Source organism: Amycolatopsis sp. NPDC114478 (genome assembly GCF_055633805.1).
The window spans coordinates 772839-791188 of record NZ_JBVKDO010000002.1 but is presented as its reverse complement, the minus strand read 5'-3'; the positions used below and the strand labels follow the sequence as shown (position 1 = coordinate 791188).

12 protein-coding genes are annotated in these 18350 nt (G+C 73.1%); 4 read left to right on the top strand and 8 right to left on the bottom strand.

What is annotated here, in order from left to right:
- Window positions 1-10: 10 nt before the first annotated feature.
- Genes ACZ7OH_RS08300 through ACZ7OH_RS08285 form a run of 4 tightly spaced genes read right to left on the bottom strand, consistent with a single transcriptional unit; the run spans window position 11 to window position 3341 of the window.
- Window positions 11-1180, bottom strand: coding sequence for an ABC transporter substrate-binding protein (locus tag ACZ7OH_RS08300; RefSeq protein ID WP_470280223.1), 1170 nt, complete (start codon window positions 1178-1180; stop codon window positions 11-13).
- On the bottom strand, window positions 1177-1572 hold the full coding sequence (locus ACZ7OH_RS08295) for a nuclear transport factor 2 family protein (RefSeq protein WP_470280222.1): 396 nt from the start codon (window positions 1570-1572) through the stop codon (window positions 1177-1179). The genes ACZ7OH_RS08300 and ACZ7OH_RS08295 overlap by 4 nt, the downstream gene beginning before the upstream one ends.
- Before the next feature lie 11 nt (window positions 1573-1583).
- On the bottom strand, window positions 1584-2345 hold the full coding sequence (locus tag ACZ7OH_RS08290) for a MoaF C-terminal domain-containing protein (protein ID WP_470280221.1): 762 nt from the start codon (window positions 2343-2345) through the stop codon (window positions 1584-1586).
- A 57-nt stretch (window positions 2346-2402) separates the two neighbouring features.
- Complete coding sequence (locus ACZ7OH_RS08285; RefSeq protein ID WP_470280220.1) at window positions 2403-3341, bottom strand: AraC-like ligand-binding domain-containing protein; 939 nt, start codon at window positions 3339-3341, stop codon at window positions 2403-2405.
- 131 nt (window positions 3342-3472) lie between these two features.
- Between ACZ7OH_RS08285 and ACZ7OH_RS08280 the strand changes: the two genes are divergently transcribed.
- Complete coding sequence (locus ACZ7OH_RS08280; RefSeq protein ID WP_470280219.1) at window positions 3473-5674, top strand: tetratricopeptide repeat protein; 2202 nt, start codon at window positions 3473-3475, stop codon at window positions 5672-5674.
- 313 nt (window positions 5675-5987) lie between these two features.
- Here ACZ7OH_RS08280 and ACZ7OH_RS08275 read toward each other — a convergent pair whose 3' ends face one another.
- Genes ACZ7OH_RS08275 through ACZ7OH_RS08265 form a run of 3 tightly spaced genes read right to left on the bottom strand, consistent with a single transcriptional unit; the run spans window position 5988 to window position 8889 of the window.
- Window positions 5988-6707: a glycosyltransferase family 2 protein gene (locus ACZ7OH_RS08275; protein ID WP_470280218.1), complete on the bottom strand. Its 720-nt coding sequence runs from the start codon at window positions 6705-6707 to the stop codon at window positions 5988-5990.
- Window positions 6704-7945, bottom strand: a complete 1242-nt coding sequence (locus ACZ7OH_RS08270) for a bifunctional PIG-L family deacetylase/class I SAM-dependent methyltransferase (protein WP_470280217.1) — start codon at window positions 7943-7945, stop codon at window positions 6704-6706. The genes ACZ7OH_RS08275 and ACZ7OH_RS08270 overlap by 4 nt, the downstream gene beginning before the upstream one ends.
- Complete coding sequence (locus tag ACZ7OH_RS08265) at window positions 7942-8889, bottom strand: acyl-CoA dehydrogenase family protein (RefSeq protein ID WP_470280216.1); 948 nt, start codon at window positions 8887-8889, stop codon at window positions 7942-7944. The genes ACZ7OH_RS08270 and ACZ7OH_RS08265 overlap by 4 nt, the downstream gene beginning before the upstream one ends.
- A 63-nt stretch (window positions 8890-8952) precedes the next feature.
- On the opposite strand from ACZ7OH_RS08265, the gene ACZ7OH_RS08260 reads away from it, so the two are divergent.
- A complete protein-coding gene (locus tag ACZ7OH_RS08260; protein WP_470280215.1) occupies window positions 8953-9924 on the top strand; it encodes a magnesium transporter CorA family protein in 972 nt (323 codons plus the stop codon).
- On the opposite strand, the gene ACZ7OH_RS08255 is transcribed toward ACZ7OH_RS08260, so the two are convergent.
- The gene (locus tag ACZ7OH_RS08255; RefSeq protein ID WP_470280214.1) at window positions 9919-11073 is read right to left on the bottom strand and encodes an NAD(P)/FAD-dependent oxidoreductase; all 1155 of its coding nucleotides are present in this window, start codon (window positions 11071-11073) and stop codon (window positions 9919-9921) included. The genes ACZ7OH_RS08260 and ACZ7OH_RS08255 overlap by 6 nt on opposite strands.
- 348 nt (window positions 11074-11421) lie before the next feature.
- Between ACZ7OH_RS08255 and ACZ7OH_RS08250 the strand changes: the two genes are divergently transcribed.
- On the top strand, window positions 11422-15972 hold the full coding sequence (locus tag ACZ7OH_RS08250) for a HAMP domain-containing protein (protein WP_470280213.1): 4551 nt from the start codon (window positions 11422-11424) through the stop codon (window positions 15970-15972).
- Window positions 15973-15976: 4 nt separating this feature from the next.
- A complete protein-coding gene (locus ACZ7OH_RS08245; RefSeq protein WP_470280212.1) occupies window positions 15977-18349 on the top strand; it encodes a SpoIIE family protein phosphatase in 2373 nt (790 codons plus the stop codon).
- Window position 18350 lies beyond the last annotated feature (1 nt).

Genomic DNA, 18350 nt, shown 5'->3' with positions numbered 1-18350 from the left:
GACCGTCCTCCTAGGACCGGGGGATCCGGAGCCAGTCCGGCCCGGCCAGCTCCCACTTGTTCGTGCCGGAGGCCAGCTTGATCGGCCAGCCGGCGGTGTTGTCGTGGTGCGTCGGCGCGGGGCCGAACACGTACGGCGTGCCGACCATCGGGTCGGTGACCGGCTTCATCTCGCGCAGCGCCTTGGTGACGGACTCCCGGGTGACGTCCCCCTTGATCCCGCGCACGACGTCGAGGAAGTACTTCGCCGCCAGGTAGCCGCCCTGGCTGAACGACGTCAGCGGGATCTTGTTCTTCGTCATCAGGTCGCGCCAGTCCTTGGTCTGCGGGCTGCCGGCGTCGGTGAACGGGTAGAACTCGGCCGGCACGTACACCCCGGCGCCGGCGTTCGTGATCGCCTTGGCGTAGTTCTCGCTGTAGACGCTGGTCAGCAGCAGCCAGGTGACGTCGTTCCAGCCCTGCGCCTGCGCGGCCTTGAGCTGGCCGATCGAGTCGGGCTCGACCGGGTTCACGGTGATCGCCTTACAACCGGCGGCTCGCGCCTTGACGATGTAGGAGGTGTAGTCCGACCCTCCATAGGGGACGGTCGCGTCGACGTACTTCAGCTTCTTGCCGGTGATCTTCGTCCACTCGTCGATCGCGGCCCGGTACGCCGGGAGCGTGTTGCCCGCGATCTCCAGCAACGCGCAGATGTCGTCGAGCTTCAGGGTTTCCGAGCCGTAGAGCAGCGTGAGCGTCATGTCGTGGAACGGGCCGACGTTGACCGGCGCGATGTTCGGGCTGGAGAAGCACGCCGGGTCGACGCCGATGCCCTGCACGGACAGGATCTTCTGCTGCTCGTAGTACTTCGCGTTGATCTCGCACTCGATGAGGCTCGACGACCCGACGAGCGCGACGGCGTCGTCGCCGCCGACGACCTCGCGGGCGGCCGCCGCGGCCGCCGCCGGGTCGCCCTTGTCGTCGATCGCCTTGTACTCGACCTTGCGGCCGTTGACCCCGCCCGCGGCGTTGGCCGCGTCGAACACGGCCTTGGCCGCCTGCGAGGCCTCGGGGAACGTCGCCGCGCCGCTCAGCGCGTTGACCGAGCCGACGACGATCGGGCCGTCGCCGCCGGCTCCGGAACCGGCGCACCCGGCGGTGACGAGGAGGGCGGCCGCCAGGACGGGAAGGATCTTTCTCATGACTGCTCCCGGGCCGCGGCCACGACGGGCGCGGAGTCGACGATCTGCTCGAACGAGGTGAGGTCGCCGCCGTCGAAGCGCCACAGGTGCGCGACGCGGGCGGTGAAGGACCGGCCGGTCCGGCGGTGCGTGCCGGTGTAGGTGCCGACGCCGACGACGGTGTCGCCGGCGTCGAGAAGGCTGTCGAGGGTGAAGGTGTAGCCGTCCCAGTCACGGCCGATCGCTTCGAAGACGTGCTCGCGGACTTCGTCGGGACCGGTGTAGGTGCCGGCGTAGGGGAAGCCCGCGGCCTCGGTCCAGGTGGTCTTCGGGCCGAGCGGGGCGAGCATGCCGGGCAGGTCGCCCCGGTCGCTGGCGGCGTAGTGCGCGCGGATGACGTCCACAGTGGACACGGTGGTCTCCTTCAGACGGGCTGGGCGTCGGGGTAGGCCACCGAGCCCAGCGGGTAGACGTGGCCACCGGCGCGGGAGTGCTCGGACCGGCCGTCGCCGGTGAGGCCGAGGAAGACGCCGGTGGTGCGCAGCGCGTAGCCGAGGTCGTGCAGCCACACGCTCGCCACGGCGATCCGGAACTCGCGGAAGCAGAACAGGTAGAGGCCGTCGGCGAACTTCCACACCGTCGAGAGGTCCATGTCGCCGTGGCCGCGCTGGACGCCTTCGAGGCACTGCCACGCGTAGCGCTCCGACGAGACGTAGACGTGCTCGTAGAGGTGGTCCGGGCTGTAGCGGTAGAGGTTGCGCTTGCCGATGAGGTCCCGCGACGGGCCGGGTGCGTCGCCGGAAGGCGTGCCGCCGTCGGTGACCCCGGCGCTGAACCGTTGCGAGACGCGGGGAACGACATCTTCGGCGCCGATGACCGAGCGGACCGCGAGCGCGCGGTGGGACGTCGTCGAGTACACGACGGTCAGCGCTTCGCCGTCGACGCTGGTGAACGGCAGGTTCACGAAGAGGACGCCGTCGCGCACGGCGACGGCGTCGTACGGGTCCTCGACACCGTTGCACGCGACGCGGTCGGCGTCCTTGAAGCTCAGCGCGAGGACTTCGCCGTCGTCGAGGGTGATCGTGACGTCGCGGCCGGAGAGGTCGGCGTTCGGCAGGCGGTAGGTGGCGATCCCGGCGGCGAACTCGTCGTAGGTGCGCCAGCCGTCGGTGGGGGCTTCGGGCATGGCCTCATCGTCGGGTGGGGCAGGCCGCCCGGCGAGCGGTCACGCGCTGCGGGGCAACTACCGGTCGCTGACGGTCAATTCGCGGCGCAGTTCGCTCGGCGCGCGGCCGAACGCGCTCTTGAACACCCGGCTGAAGTGGGCGGCGTCGACGAACCCCCAGCGCGCGGCGATGGCCGCGACCGGGCGGCCGGAGTGCACGGGGTCGAGCAGGTCGCGGCGGCAGTGCTCGAGCCGCCGGGTCCGGATCCACCCGGCGACGGTGGTGCCCTGCTCCTGGAAGAGGCCGTGCAGGTGCCGCGTCGAGATGAAGTGCTCGGCGGCGATCCGCGCCGGGCTGAGGTCGGCCGAGGGCAGGTTCGCGTCGATGTGCGCGCGGATCCGGCGCATGAGCTCGTGGTGCGGGTCGGCGTTGGCCAGGTCCAGTTCGGTGGCGACCAGGGTGGAGAGGAGGTCGACGGCGCTGTGCGCGAGCCGCGCGCCCGCCGGGCCGGCCAGCTGCTCGAGGTTCCCGCCGAGCTGGGCGAGGAAGGGGACGACGACGTTGCCGACGCCCTCCTTGCCGGACATGCGCACGGCGGTGAGCCGGCCGACGAGCTCGGCGGGCAGGTCGATCAGCCGCTGCGGGAACATCACGACGAGGGTGCGGACGTCCTCTTCGAAGACGAGCGAGTAGGGCCGGTGGGTGTCGTAGAGGGCGACGTCGCCGGGATGCAGGACGGCTTCGCGGCCGTCCTGCACGAGCAGCTGGGTGCCGGCGAGGATCAGGCTGAGCTTGTAGTACCGCCGGTCGCCGCGGGCGATCAGCTCGGGGGTGCGTTCGACGACGTGCGGGGACGCGGTGATCTCGGAAACCTGCACCTCGTCGGCCCCGGACGAGCGGATCCGCCCCCGGAAGCCGTCCCCGTCCGCGGTGACGTGGAGGGGGACGAACGACTGCGAAACCGCGGTGCGGAACTCGGTGAAGTCGCGGGCGATGAGGGTCGTGGGGGCGGACACGGGGCACCTCGCAGCGTCGAGAGGGGAGCAGTGTCGTATACGATAAGCGATACGATCTACGCCGACAATGCTCGGACGCTGGCGCCCACCGGCCGCCGCGTGTGATCCTCCTCCGGGGAGGAGGGGCGGGGATGAACGCGTTCGGCACCCGGTTGCGCCGGCTGCGGCGCGCCGCGGGGCTCACCCAGGAGGCGCTCGCCGAGAAGTCCGGGCTCAGCGGCCAGGCCGTCGGCGCGCTCGAACGCGGCGACCGGCGTTTCCCGCACCGAGACACCCTCGACCGGCTCGCCGACGCCCTCGGCCTCACCGGCACCGACCGCGACGACTTCGCCCGAGCGGCCGCCCGGCCGGCGAAACCCGCGGCCGCCAAGGTCGTTCCCCGGGAGCTGCCCGGCGGGCTCGCCGTCTTCACCGGGCGGGACGCCGAACTCGGCCGCGTCCTCGCGCTGTTCGAGGCCCGGGACAGCGTCGTCGTCGCCATCGCCGGGATGGCGGGCGTCGGCAAGACCGCGCTCGCCCTCGAAGCCGGCCACCGGCTCTCGCGCCGCTTCCCCGACGGCTCGCTCCACCTCGACCTGCGCGGCCACGCCGCCGACCCGCCCGACCCCCTGGACCTGCTCGACCGGCTCATCCGCGAACTCGGCGACGAGCCGCCGAAACCGCTCTCGCTCGAGTCCGCGTCCGCCCGGTTCCGGACGCTGCTCGCGGCGAAGCGCGTCCTGCTCCTGCTCGACAACGCCCGCGACGCCGCGCACGTCGCCCCGCTGCTGCCCGGCGCCGGGGGTTCCGGGGCGATCGTCACCAGCCGCGCCGCGCTGCCGGACCTGCCGCAGGCGCACCAGGTGCTGCTGGACGTCCTGCCCGAGGCCGACGCGCTCCGCCTGCTCGCGGCCGAGATCGGCGCCGAGCGCGTCGCGGCCGAACCGGCCGCTTCGCGAAGGGTCGCGCGCCTGTGCGGCTACCTCCCGCTGGCGCTGCACCTCGTCGGCGCGCGGCTGGCGACGCGGCCGCGCTGGCCCGTCGCCCACCTCGCGCACCGGCTCGACGACGAACGCCGCCGGCTCGACGAAACCGGCGTCCGCGCCAGCTTCGCCGTGGCCGTCGACGCGCTGGACGACAGAGCCGCCCGCGCGTACCCGCTGCTGTCGCTGCTCGACGTCCCGGAGCTGTCCGTGCCCGTCGCGAGCCAGCTGCTCGACGCGCCCGAACACGAGACCGAGGCACTGCTCGAACGGCTCACCGACGAGCACCTGCTGACCACGCCCGCGCCGGGGTGGTACCGGCTGCACGACCTGCTGCGGCTCTACGCCCGGGAGCAGGCGCCCCCGGACGCGGGAGCCGCGGCGATCACCCGCGTCGTCGAGCTGTGCGCGGCGATGGCCTGGCGGAGCATGGCGCTCGTGTCGGCGGCCTCGCACCGCCACGACTGGGCGGCCGGGCGGTGGGCCGCGCCCGGACCCGCGTCGGCGGACGAGGTGTTCGCCTGGCTCGACCGGCACCAGGCGCACCTGGTGACGGTCGTGCGCCAGGCCGCGGCGACGCCGGGCGTGCCGCCCGAAGCGATCGCCGCCGTCGGGCTCGGCCTCTACGAATACCACCGCGCCCGCGCCCGCTGGCGGGACGCCATCCAGGTCGACGAGGTCGCGCTGAGCCTGGTCGACGGCGTCGACCCGGTCGCGGCCGCGACGCTGCGCAACGACCTCGGCGTCGCCGAAGCGGAACTGGCGAGCGGTGGCGAAGCCGCCGGTTTCCGGCGCTCGCACGAGCTGCTCCGCCGGAGCCTCGCTGACTGGGAGGCGATCGGCGACGAGCGCCAGCTGGCGGCCATCCTCAACAACCTCTGCTTCGTCTACGGCCTCGGCGACGACGTCGAGGCGGCCATCGGCTTCGGCGAGCGGAGCCTGGCGCTCAACCGGACGCTCGGGCTGCGGCACGTCGAGACGCTCAACCTGGTCAACCTGGCGGTGCTGTACGGCCGCCAGGGCGACCGCGAGCGGGAGCTGAAGTACGCCACCGAGGCGGTGGCGGTCGGCGAAGACATCGGAGACGTGCGCGGCACGGCGTACGGCCGGATGCGGATCGGGATCGTGCACCGCGACCTGGGCCGGTTCGCCGCCGCGGTCGACGAGCTGAGCCGCAGCGTGGACCTGTGGCGCGAGGCCGGCGTGCGGCTGTACGAGGCGATGACGCTGGCCGAGCTGGGTCGCGCGTACCTGGGCGGGGAGGAGCGCGACCGGGCGCGGGAAGTGCTCACGGAAGCCCTGGAACTGCTGGGGGAGTACGGCGGTGCGGAGCGCGCGGCCGTGGTCCGAGCGGAGCTGGAGCGGTTGTGAAGGCGACGACGAGGTAGGGCCTCGGCCGGTGCACCGGCTGGCAGGCGACCGTGCCGCCGTGGTTCGCGCAGACGATGGTGACGGTGTCGCGGACCCGCTCGATGAGGAGCAGCCGTGCCCGGGTTTCCGCGGCGGCGGGCACCCCGGTGAGCAGGGCCGCGGCGACGAGCGCGGCGAGAAGCGTTCTGAAGGCGACTCTCACCGGTGCCCTTCACGTCGGGAATGGCGGCGAGACCCATCTTCGCGGCGCGCGACGGCGTGCGACAGCGACAACCTTTACGAACGACCTCCACAAACGCGAGCCGAGACCGCGTCAGGCGACCGTGTCCTCCGCCAGCCCGCGCAACAGCGCCGCCAACCCGTCCGGGGCCCGGCCGACCAGCCGCGCGCTCGTCACCACCGGCGCCCCCGACTCGTAGCACCGCCGGAACCCCGCCTGCCCGAGCCGGCGCCACAGGTCGTGGTCCTCGCCCGTCGCGCGCGGCCCGAAGCCGCCCACCACGTCGAACGCGTCCGCTCGTACCCCCAGGTTCGCCCCGTACACCGACCCGTGCCCCTCCTCGGTCCGCGCGCGGTCGAGGACGTGGTCGTAACGCGCCAGCGCGTGGGCCGACGCACTGAACGGCTCCGCCAGCTCCGCCGTCCCCGCGACGGCGTGGTAGCCCTGGCGCGCCCGGGCCAGGTGCGCCCGCGCCCAGCCGGGCGTCACACGCGTGTCGGCGTCCGTGCTCAGCAGCAGGGTCCGAGACGGCGCCGACGAGCCGAGCGCCGCCCGCACCCGGGCCACCCCCAGGTCGCGGACCTCACCGACCGTCCCTGCCGCCCGGGAGACCACGACCACGCCGGGCACCTCGCCGAACGCCGTGCGCGCCACGGCGGCCGTCGCGTCACCGCACCGGTCCGCGACGACGCAGACCGCGCGCGCGATTCCGGCGGGCAGCCGACGCAGCGCGAGATCCACCGCGCGCACGCACGCGCCGACCAGTGAAGCTTCGTCCCGCGCCGGCACGACGACCCCGACCGCCTCGATCACCGGCGCCTCAGCACGTGCAGCAGGAACTCCTCGTCCGTGTGCTCGACCAGCGGCTCGAACGCGGGATGCGCGAGGAGCCGCGCGTGCGCGTCCCGGCCGTCGCGTGGGGCTTCGGGTGCCCACGGGAGCCAATGCGCGGCCAGCAGGTGCCCGCCGGGACGCAGCGCCGCCGCCGACGCCTCGATCGTGGCGGTGAGCTCATCGTCGTCCAGGTAGTACAAGAGTTCGCTGTAGACCAGCAGGTCGATCGGGCCGGCGGGGATCGCGGCCGGTACCGCTCCGATGTGGACGTCCACCTGGGACAGATCGGCGACGGCGGCCCGCGTGCGGTCCACCGCCGCGGGCACCGGGTCGAACGCCACCACGCGATCGGCGCGCGCCGCGAGATCCCGGGTCAGTGCCCCGACGCCGCAGGCGGGCTCGACGACGGTCCCGTAGTGCTCGTCGGGCAGGCACGCCAGCACCATCGCCCGCTTCCGCCGCTCGTACCACTTCGTCGCGACCGACCACGGGTCGTCCGCGGCCGCGTACAGCGACGCGAACCGGCTCACCGGCGCCGACGTCCTCGGCGGCTCGCGGAAGAACACCTCGCTCCCGCCGGAGAAGTGGGCCAGCACCTCCTCCGGCAGGATCGGCTCTTCGCCCCGGGGCCCGGGCTTGAGCTGCGAGGTGAACGTCGCGATCGCGGCCGCCTTCGCCTCGCGTTCCGCTTCCGTCAGCCGCAACGACCGCGCCCGGGGCCACGGGATCGCCGGGTCGTCGCGACGCAGCCGGTGCCAGAGCCAGATCGGGTACGACCAGCACTGCGCGGACACCGGGGCCGCGGCGAGCGCGGCCCGGGCGGCCGCCTGGTGGTCGGGGTGCGGGTCGGCCGGCCACGGCAGGAGGCACAGGTCGTGCCCGTCCGCGTGCGAGCGCATCGCCGCCGTCAGTTCGTCGCCGCGGGACGACAGATCGGAGTCCGGCAGCCCGAGCCAGACCGGTTCCACATCGGACAGTCCTTGCGCCCGCAGGGAATCCCGCAGCTCCCGGCGGCGGGTGCGGCCCAGCGCCCGCCGTTCGTCCGCCCCCGCCGCGGGGAAGGCCGCTTCGCCGTCGGTCGCGACGACGAGCGTCACCGCGGTGCCGGCGGCGTGCAGGCGCTGCAGGAGACCGCTCGCCCCGAGCGTCTCGTCGTCCGGGTGCGCGGCCACGACGAGGGCGCGGTCGAACGGCTCGCCCGGCCAGTCCGGGATCACGCCGCGCCCAGGACGGTGCGGCCGAGCGCGGCGAGATCGCGTTCGGCGTGGTGCTGGCGGACGTACACCGGCAGGTCGGCGACGCGCTGGGCGAAGCGCCGGTCCCGGCACGCCGGCGTCGGCCCGGTCACCTTCAGCGCCCGTTCCAGGACTTCGACGGCGGTCCGTTCCGCCGCGGCCCGGCAGGTGCCCGCGACCAGGGCGTCGACCTCGGCCGTGGCCGCTCGCAGCAGCACCGCTTCCGCGCAGCTCAGCGCGGTGTGCATCGCGCCGACGTGCGCCAGCTGGTGTTCGTCGGCGTCGCCGCGGTCGCGCAGGTAGGCGAGGACGCCGTCGAGGACGCCCGCGGCGCCGCCGAGCCAGACGGCCGCGACGCCGGCCCCGCCGAGGGCGAACCCGGCCCGGGTCACGTACCAGCCGGGCGGCCCGACGAGCGTGCCGGGCACGCCGTCGAACACGACGTCGCCGCTGTCGGAAGCGTCCATCCCGACGGCCTGCCACGCGTCCGGGTGCCGCCGGACGCGCGGATCGGCGAGATCCACTTCGACCAGCCGGTCGCCCGCCGCGACCAGGGCCCGCTCCAGCAGGGACAGCCCGGAGCAGAACCGGACCGTCCCGGTGAGCGCGCCGTCCTCCAGGGCCGCGCCGGTGCCGCCGGACTTTGCGGCCCACACGCCGTAGAGCGCGCCGGGCGCGGGGGACCGGTCCGCCTCGGCGAGGATCGCGACGGCGTCGGTGTGGCCCTCGGCGAGCCGGGCCAGCGCCAGGTCACGGCGGCCGAACGCGGCGAGGGCCGCCCACCGCGCCGCGTTGCGCCCGCCACCGGGGAGAGGAAGGTCGAGCGCGCCCGCGGCGTGCAGCGAGCGCAGTTCCGCGCCGACCGCGGCGGTGGTGCGCGGCGACGGCAGGGGTTTCGGCGGGGTCTCCGCGAGCAGGGCGTTCACAAGATCGACGAGTACCCCGATTTCGGCGGGTTACGCGGGCGCGGGCCGGGCACCCGAGGGGGTATGACGAAAAATCGGGCCTACCGCGAGGGCGCACTGCTCAAGGAAGACTTCCCGATGGCTGACGTCTCGGACTTCCTGGCCGAACCGGACACCGTCGTCTGGGCCGACCTCTGTGAACCGTCCGAAGCGGACCTCGCCGAGCTGGCCGAAGAGCTGGGCCTGCACCGGCTCGCCGTGGAGGACGCCGTCCAGGAGCACCAGCGGCCCAAGCTGGACCGCTACGACGGCCACTTGTTCCTCACCGTCTACGCGGTCCGGTTCGACGCCGCGAGCGAGCGCACGAAGACGTCCGAGCTCGCCGTGTTCATCACGCCCCGCGCGCTGGTGACCGTCCGCAAGGACGACGGCTTCGACATCGGGGCCGTCACGCGCCGCTGGGACCAGGCGGCGGACCTGGCGAAGTCCGGGGTGCCCTTCCTGCTGCACGGCCTGCTCGACCTCATCGTCGACGGCCACTTCGACGCCGTCCAGGCGCTCGACGACGAGGTCGAGAAGCTGGAGGACATGGTGTTCGACGAGCGCCCGGACACCGCCGAGCTGCAGCAGCGCTCGTTCCGGTCGCGCAAGAACCTGACCGCGCTGCGCCGGCTCGTGGCACCGGTGCCCGAGGTCATCGGCTCGTTGATGCGGCCGGACCTGAAGCTGGCCGACGACACCACCCGCCCGTACTTCGAAGACGTCCGCGACCACGCGCGGCAGGCCGCCGAGCAGGCCGAAGCGCTGCGCGAACGCCTCACGACGGTCCGGGAGACCCAGCTGAACCTGCAGAGCGACCGGCTGAACCTGATCATGAAGAAGGTCACCGGGTGGGCCGCGGTGATCGCGGTGCCCACCGCGGTGACCGGGTTCTACGGCCAGAACGTCCCGTACCCGGGCAACGGCACGACGGGCGGGTTCTGGGTTTCGACAGTCGTCATGCTGGTGCTGTCGTTCGGGCTGTACGTGCTCTTCAAGAAGCGGGACTGGCTATGACCCGGGTACCGGCGCGCCGCGCCGGACCAGGTCCTGGCCCCGCTCGTAGTCCTCGTCGGCTTCGTGGGTGAGCACGCCGACCGCCTTGCCGTCGCGTTCGTACCAGACGGTGAAGCCGCCGTCGTCGCGCGGCAGCGGGCGGGCACGGTCGAAGCCGTCGCCCCAGGCGGCGTACTTCAGCACGCGGTCGCCGATCACCGACCAGAAGCCGGGGACCTCGTCCCACGCGGCGTCTTCGCCGGCCGCGGTCCGCCCGGCCACCTCGCCCATCGCCAGGCCTTCGCCCCAGTGCTCGACGGCCAGCGCGCGGCCCGCCGCCGGGTTGTGCGCCAGCGCGACGTCGCCCGCGGCGAGGATGTCGGCCCGGCTCGTGCGCAGGTGCTCGTCGGTGCGGATCCGGCCGTTCTCGACGGCGAGCCCAACCGCCTCGGCCAGCCCGATCCGCGGCCGGACGCCGGTGGCGAGCACGACGAGCCCGGCGTCGAGGACCGGCACCAGGTCGGTGCGGACGCGGTAGCCGCCCTCGACCGACAGCAGCTTCGCGCCGCGGAGCACGCTCACACCCTCGGTTTTGAGCCACCGCAACAGGAATTCGCCCGCTTCGCGGCCGAGCCGCTTCTCCTGCGGGACGTCGTCGGGGCAGACGACGGTCACCTGCAACCCGAGGCGCGACAGCGAGACCGCGGCTTCGCAGCCGATGAACCCGGCGCCCACGACGATCGCGCTGCGCACCCCGGACGCGGCCGCGCGCAGCTCGCGGGAGTCCGCGGCCGAACGGAGAGTCCGGACCTCCGGGTGGTCGGCGCCGGGGATGTCCGGCCGGACGGGTTCCGCGCCGGTGGCGAGCACGCAGGTGGTGAACGGGTGAACCGCGCCGGCGGCGGTGCGGACTTCGCGGTCGCCCAGTTCGGTGACCGGGTCGCCCAGCGTGACGCTGATGTCGTGCTTCCGCTCGAAGTCTTCGTCCAGCGGCGTCAGTTCGGCCTCGCCGCGCAGGAACTCCTTCGACAGCGGCGGGCGCTCGTAGGGCGGATCGGTGTCCGCGGTGAGCAGGCGGACTCCCCCGGCACCGCCGGCTTCCCGGTAGGCGCGGGCCGCCGACACGCCCGCCGGTCCGCTTCCGATGACGACCAGGTTCTCGGCATCCATGTCGACGGGGTACCCCGGGTGCGCGGCGGTACACCTCGTCCACAGTGGAGCGTCCACAGTGGACGCCAAAAGCGCGCGCGAAAACCGGCGGTGCCCCCGCCGGGTGCGGGGTACCGCTGTCTGGGAGCGCGTTCAGCCGAATGGGTCAACGTGGCCGGATGGCCTGGGGGGAAAGGAAAGGCTTTCGAGCACCGCCTGGGGAGCGCGCGCGGACACGGGCGCGGCTGGTTGCTCAACCGTTGCCCGTCAGCATAGTGCAGCTGCACTATGCTGGGCCATCCGGTGTGCTCACCGGGACGGCGCTCCGGCGCCGACTAGCGGAGAAACAGGTGGCGGATGGGTGGGGCAATGGTCGAGGGGACGCGCCCGGGTGCCAAAGGCGCGGTCGCGGGCGTCGGCGAGGCGGGGGAGCAGGAACTGCGCCGCCTGCTGGCCGGGCTGACCGCGGTCCGCGACGGCGACTTCGGCATCCGGCTGCCCGGCGGGGCCGACGGCCTGCTCGGCGAGATCGCGACCGTCTTCAACGGCATGGCCGACCAGCTGTCGCTGTTCACCTCCGAAGTCACCCGCGTCGCCCGAGAGGTCGGCAGCGAGGGGCAGCTGGGCGGCCAGGCGAAGGTCCCCGGCGTGTCCGGCACGTGGAAGGACCTCACCGACTCGGTGAACGCCATGGCCGGCAACCTGACCACCCAGGTCCGTGACATCGCCCAGGTGGCGACCGCGGTGGCGAAGGGCGACCTGTCGCAGAAGATCGACGTCGACGCCCGCGGCGAGATCCTCGAGCTCAAGGACACCGTCAACACGATGGTGGACCAGCTGTCGTCGTTCGCGGACGAGGTCACCCGCGTGGCCCGCGAGGTGGGCAGCGAAGGCCGGCTCGGCGGCCAGGCCCAGGTGCCCGGCGTCGGCGGTGTCTGGCGCGACCTCACCGACTCGGTGAACTTCATGGCCGGGAACCTCACCGACCAGGTCCGCAACGTCGCGCAGGTGACGACCGCGGTCGCGAAGGGCGACCTCTCCCAGAAGATCACGGTCGACGCCCGGGGCGAGATCCTCGAGCTCAAGAGCACGATCAACACGATGGTGGACCAGCTGTCCTCCTTCGCGGACGAGGTCACCCGCGTCGCCCGCGAGGTGGGTACCGAGGGCCGGCTGGGCGGCCAGGCCGACGTCAAGGGCGTCTCGGGCACCTGGCGCGACCTCACCGACTCGGTGAACTTCATGGCGGGCAACCTGACCGACCAGGTCCGCAACATCGCCCAGGTTGCCACCGCGGTGGCGAAGGGCGACCTGTCCCAGAAGATCAACGTGACCGCCCGCGGTGAGGTCCTGGAGCTCAAGGACACGCTGAACACGATGGTGGACCAGCTGTCCGCGTTCGCGGACGAGGTCACCCGGGTGGCGCGCGAGGTGGGTACCGAGGGTCGGCTGGGGGGCCAGGCCGACGTCAAGGGCGTCTCCGGAACCTGGAAGGACCTCACCGAGTCGGTCAACGTCATGGCCGACAACCTCACCGCGCAGGTCCGCTCGATCGCCCAGGTCACCACCGCGGTCGCGCGCGGTGACCTCTCGCAGAAGATCCGGGTCGACGCCCGCGGCGAGATCCTGGAGCTGAAGGAGACCATCAACACGATGGTCGACCAGCTGTCCGCGTTCGCGGACGAGGTCACCCGCGTGGCGCGCGAGGTGGGCACCGAGGGCAACCTCGGCGGCCAGGCCACGGTCCGCGGCGTGTCCGGGACCTGGAAGAACCTGACCGACAACGTCAACGTCATGGCGTCCAACCTGACCGGCCAGGTCCGCTCGATCGCCCAGGTCGCGACGGCGGTCGCCCGCGGTGACCTGTCGCGGAAGATCACCGTCGAGGCCAAGGGCGAGGTCGCGGCGCTGGCCGACGTCATCAACACGATGGTGGACACGCTGTCCGCGTTCGCGGACGAGGTCACCCGCGTGGCGCGCGAGGTGGGCACCGAAGGCATGCTCGGCGGCCAGGCCCGCGTGCCGAACGTCGCCGGCACGTGGAAGGACCTCACCGACAACGTCAACTCGATGGCGAACAACCTCACCGGGCAGGTCCGCAACATCGCCCAGGTGACCACCGCGGTCGCGCAGGGCGACCTGACCCGCAAGATCGATGTCGACGCCCGCGGCGAGATCCTCGAGCTCAAGACCACGATCAACACGATGGTCGACCAGCTCTCCGCGTTCGCCGCGGAGGTCACGCGCGTGGCGCGCGAGGTCGGCAGCGAGGGCCGCCTCGGCGGCCAGGCCGAGGTCGAAGGCGTTTCGGGCACCTGGAAGCGGCTCACGGAGAACGTCAACGAGCTGGCCGGGAACCTCACCCGCCAGGTGCGCGCGATCGCCGAGGTCACCAGCGCCGTCGCCGAGGGCGACCTGACCCGCTCGATCACCGTCGACGCCTCCGGCGAGGTCGCCGAGCTGAAGGACAACATCAACTCGATGGTGGAGTCGCTGCGCGAGACGACGCGGGCGAACCAGGAACAGGACTGGCTGAAGTCCAACCTGGCCACCATCACCGGGCTGATGCAGGGCCGCCGCGACCTCGCCGTGGTCGCGGCCGCGGTGATGGACGAGCTGGTCCCGCTGGTCAACGCCCAGTACGGCGCGTTCTACCTGGCCGACGACACGACCGAGGTACCCGAGCTGCGGCTGGTCGGCGCGTACGGCCACCCCGACGACGGCGACGGCCCGGTCGTGCGGTTCCGGGTCGGCCAGTCGCTGGTCGGGCAGGCCGCGCGCAGCCGCCGCCCGATCGCGGTCGACGACGTCCCGCCCGGCTACGCCACCATCTCCTCCGGGCTCGGCAGCACCGCGCCGGCCGGCCTGATCGTGCTGCCGATCGTCGTCGAGGACCAGGTGCTCGGCGTGCTCGAGCTGGCGTCCGTGCACGGCTTCACCCCGGTGCACCGGGCGTTCCTCGAGCTGTTGATGGAGCAGATCGGCGTCAACGTCAACAGCATCGTCGCCAACGCCCGCACCGACGAGCTGCTCGGCGAGTCGCAGCGGCTGACCGCGGAGCTGCAGGCCCGGTCCGAAGAACTCCAGGCCCGCCAGGAGGAGCTCCAGTCGTCCAACGCCGAGCTGGAGGAGAAGGCGGCGCTGCTGGTCACGCAGAACCGCGACATCGAGACGAAGAACCTGGAGATCGAGCAGGCCCGCCAGGAGCTGGAGGCCCGCGCCCAGCAGCTGACGCTGGCGTCGAAGTACAAGTCGGAGTTCCTGGCCAACATGAGCCACGAGCTGCGCACCCCGCTCAACAGCCTGCTGATCCTCGCCCAGCTGCTCGCGCAGAACCCGACCCGCAACCTCACCGCCAAGCAGGTCGAGTACGCGGGGATCATCCACTCCGCCGGGTCGGACCTGCTGCAGCTGATCAACGACATCCTCGACCTGTCGAAGGTCGAGGCCGGGAAGATGGACGTCACCCCGGAGCAGGTGTCGCTGCGCGGGCTGCTGGACTACGTCGAGGCGACGTTCCGGCCGATGACCTCCCAGCGCAACCTCGACTTCCGGATCAGCGTCGCCCCCGGCTCGCCCACCGAGCTGCTCACCGACGACTCGCGGCTGCGGCAGGTGCTGCGCAACCTGCTGTCCAACGCGGTCAAGTTCACCGAGGTCGGCGGGATCGAGCTGCACATCGCGCCGGTCGACCCGGAGAGCCTGCCGCGGCCGCTGCGCGCGCACGGGCCTGCCGTCGCCTTCCGGGTCACCGACACCGGGATCGGGATCGCCGAGCACCAGCTGGAGTCGATCTTCGGCGCGTTCCAGCAGGCGGACGGCACGACCAGCCGCAAGTACGGCGGCACCGGCCTGGGCCTGTCGATCAGCCGCGAGATCGCCCAGCTGCTCGGCGGCTTCATCACCGCGGAGAGCACGCCCGGCGAGGGCAGCTCGTTCACGTTCTCGCTGCCGGTCGCGCGCCCGGACTTCGCGCCGGTGCCGGCGGGCGAGCACCCCGGCACCGCCGTCGCGGCCGGCGACAACGGCAACGGCGTCACCCCGTCGGCGCCGCGGTCCCACCGGCGGCTGCTGGTCGTGGAGGAGCGCCAGCACGGCCTGCTGACGCTCGTCGCCGAGAGCGCCGCCGCGGACCTGGCCGACAGCCGGGACATCGGCATCTCGCCGGCCGAGGTCGAGGTCGTCACCGCGGTCGGCACGCAGGAAGCCGCGGCCGCGCTCGCCACCGACGCCTACCACTGCGTCGTGCTCGACCTCGACCTGCCCGACCGCACCGCGTTCGGTTTCCTCGACGCGATGCAGGGCGACAGCGCGCTGCGGCTGGTCCCGGTGCTCGCGCACAACAGCCGCCGCCTCGACGGCGAGCTGGAACAGCTGGTGCAGTCCCGCGCGGACGTCCAGTCGCTGGAAGTGCTGTCCGGATTGGACGAACTGCGCGAGCGGATCGCGCTGCACCTCTCGGCCGAGGAGCCGGGCGCGGTGCTGCCGCTGGTCCGGCCGGACGAGCCGGCCGCGCCGGTGCGCGCGGCCGACGTCGACACGACGCTGTCCGGGCGCACGGTGCTGATCGTCGACGACGACCCGCGCAACGTCTACGCGCTGACCGGGATCCTGGAGCTGCACGGGATGCAGGTGCTGCACGCCGAAGACGGCCGCAAGGGTGTCGAGACCGTCGCCGCGCACCCCGGCATCGACCTGATCCTGATGGACGTGATGATGCCGGAGATGGACGGCTACACCGCGACCGCGAAGATCCGCGCGATGCCGGAGCACGCCGGCATCCCGATCGTCGCGGTCACGGCGAAGGCGATGCCGGGCGACCGCGAGAAGAGCCTCGCCTCGGGCGCCACCGACTACGTGACCAAGCCGGTCGACGCGGACGACCTGATCGCCCGCATCAAGCGGCACGTGACGGCGTGATCGGGTGACCGCCGACGAAGAGACGCTCCCGGTGCTCGCCCCGCCGGCCGAGGTGTCCGCCAACCTGGCCCGGCTCGCCGACACCGTCGCCCGCCTGCGCGGCGAGGTCGACCACGCGCACGCCGTCGCCGACGGCCGCGCGCTGATCGAGCTCGCCAAGGGCGTGCTGATGGAACGCCTGCACTGCACGCCGTCCGACGCCGCCCGGCAGCTGGAAACCCTCGCCGAGCGCGCCGGGATGACGCCGCTGCAGTTCGCCGCGGACGTCGTCGGCGAGGCCGCCGAGGACCGGATCAGCGAGGTGACGCAGGAGTTCCTGGCCCGCGCCGAAGGCGAAGACTCCGTCGCCGTCCGGCTGCGCACGGCCGAAAGCGGCGTCCTCGCGGCGGGAGACACCCAGCGCGTCGCGGAGTCCATTTTGGAGCACGCGCTGCGGCCGCTCGGCGCGACGGCGGTCGCGGTGTGGCTCGCCGGGCCCGACGGGTCGATGACCCTCGCCGGTTCGGCCGGGTTCTCCGCCGAGGAAGCCGCGCGCTGGCGGTACGTCCCGCCCGGTGTCGCGACTCCGGCCCGCAGCGCGCTGATCGAGCGCGACACGGTCTGGTTCCCGACCCTGTCCGGCGGCGGGCTGCCGTCGATCGGGCAGCACACCCTGGGCGAAGGCGGCCGCGTCGCGGTGCCCACCGGCACCGGCGGCCGGATCATCGGCGTCGTCGAGATGTGCTGGCCGGACCCCCTGCCGCCGGAACCCGGGCGGCAGCTGCGTCAGCTGGAGGCGCTGGCCGAGCTGTGCGCGCACACGCTCGACACGTGGGACGGCGTGGTCGCCCCGGTGGCCGCCGACGGGTCCGGGGACTTCCTCGGCGAGCTGGTGGACTTCGTCGACGGCCTGCACGACCCGGCGGTGCTGCTGTCGCCGTGCGTGGAAGGCGGCCGGCTGAGCGACTTCCGCATCCACCACGCCAACGTCCGGTTCGCCGACCCGGGTGGGCGCCCGCGCAGCCGGATCGTGGGCACGCGGCTGCTGGAGACCTATCCGCTGGCCGCGGAGGAGAGCGGCCTGCTCGATAAGGTCCAGCGCGTCTACGCCACCGGGGAGCCCTTCCGGGCCGACAGCATGGCCGTCACCACGCTCGTCGACCAGGTGCCGCTGACCGTGCTGACCGACGTCAGCCTGACCCGGTTCGCCGGCAACGTGCTGCTGATCCTGCGCATCCAGGACGACGCGGCGAAGCTCGCCGTGCTGCTGCAGCACGCTCAGCGCCTCGGCCGCATCGGCGGCTTCGAAGAGAACGTCGTGACCGGCGCGATCACCTGGAACACCGAGCTGTTCGCGCTGTACGGCCTCCCGCCGACGGCGACCCCGCTGTCCCTGCACGACCTCGCCGCGCACGCCCACCAGGACGACGCGGAGGCGATCGGCCGGTTCCTCCGCGCGGTGCTGCACCACCGGCGCCCGTCGTCGACGGCGTTCCGGCTGCAGCGCTCCGACGGCGTCGCCCGGCACATCCGGGTGGTGGCCGAGCCGGTCGTGGACGGCCGCGGCGAGCTGGTCGCGGTGCGCGGTGCCTACCAGGATGTCTCGGCGCAGCACTGGACCGAGGTGGCGCTGGCCGCGACGCGGGACCGGCTCGCCGAGACCGAGCAGGAGGCGATCGAGCGCAACCGGCTCGCGTTGCAGCTGCAGCACGCGATCATGCCGCCGGCCAAGGGCCCGATCGAGATGCCGGGCCTGCGCGCGGCGGTCCGCTACCGGCCGGCCGAGAAGGAGCACCTGGTCGGCGGCGACTGGTACGACGCGGTGGCGTTGCCGACGGGCGAGGTCCTGCTGTGCGTCGGCGACGTCGCCGGGCACGGCATCGACGCGGCGACCGGCATGGTGAGCCTGCGCAACGCGCTGCGCGGGCTGGCGGCGACGGGCGCGGGGCCGGCCCAGCTGCTGACGTGGCTGAACCTGGTGGCCTACCACCTGACCGACCACGTGACGGCGACGGCGGTGGCGGCGGTGTACGACCCGGCGAACCGCAAGCTCCGCTGGGCCCGCGCCGGCCACCTGCCCCCGATCGTCCGCCACCGCGACGGCGGCGCGACGACGTTGCCGCTGATCCGCGGGTCGCTGCTGGGAGCGGTGCGGGACGTGGTGTACCAGGAGGAGGAGCTGCAGCTCGACGAGGGCGACATCCTGCTGATCTACACGGACGGGTTGATCGAGCGGCGGGATCGCCCGGTGCAGGAGACGGTGGCCCGGTTGGTGACGCTGGTGAAGGGGCACGACGGGGGGCTGGAGAACCAGCTGGACACGCTGCTGACGTACAGCACGGCGGACACGGACGACGACACGTGCGTGGTGGGCATCGAGGTCCGGACGACCCCCTGAG

Excerpts from the sequence above, each read along its gene's own strand:
- ACZ7OH_RS08300 (WP_470280223.1), bottom strand. The coding sequence starts at position 1,180 with ATGAGAAAGATCCTTCCCGTCCTGGCGGCCGCCCTCCTCGTCACCGCC.
- ACZ7OH_RS08290 (WP_470280221.1), bottom strand. The coding sequence starts at position 2,345 with ATGCCCGAAGCCCCCACCGACGGCTGGCGCACCTACGACGAGTTCGCC.
- ACZ7OH_RS08280 (WP_470280219.1), top strand. The coding sequence starts at position 3,473 with ATGAACGCGTTCGGCACCCGGTTGCGCCGGCTGCGGCGCGCCGCGGGG.
- ACZ7OH_RS08260 (WP_470280215.1), top strand. The coding sequence starts at position 8,953 with ATGACGAAAAATCGGGCCTACCGCGAGGGCGCACTGCTCAAGGAAGAC.
- ACZ7OH_RS08255 (WP_470280214.1), bottom strand. The coding sequence starts at position 11,073 with ATGGATGCCGAGAACCTGGTCGTCATCGGAAGCGGACCGGCGGGCGTG.
- ACZ7OH_RS08250 (WP_470280213.1), top strand. The coding sequence starts at position 11,422 with ATGGTCGAGGGGACGCGCCCGGGTGCCAAAGGCGCGGTCGCGGGCGTC.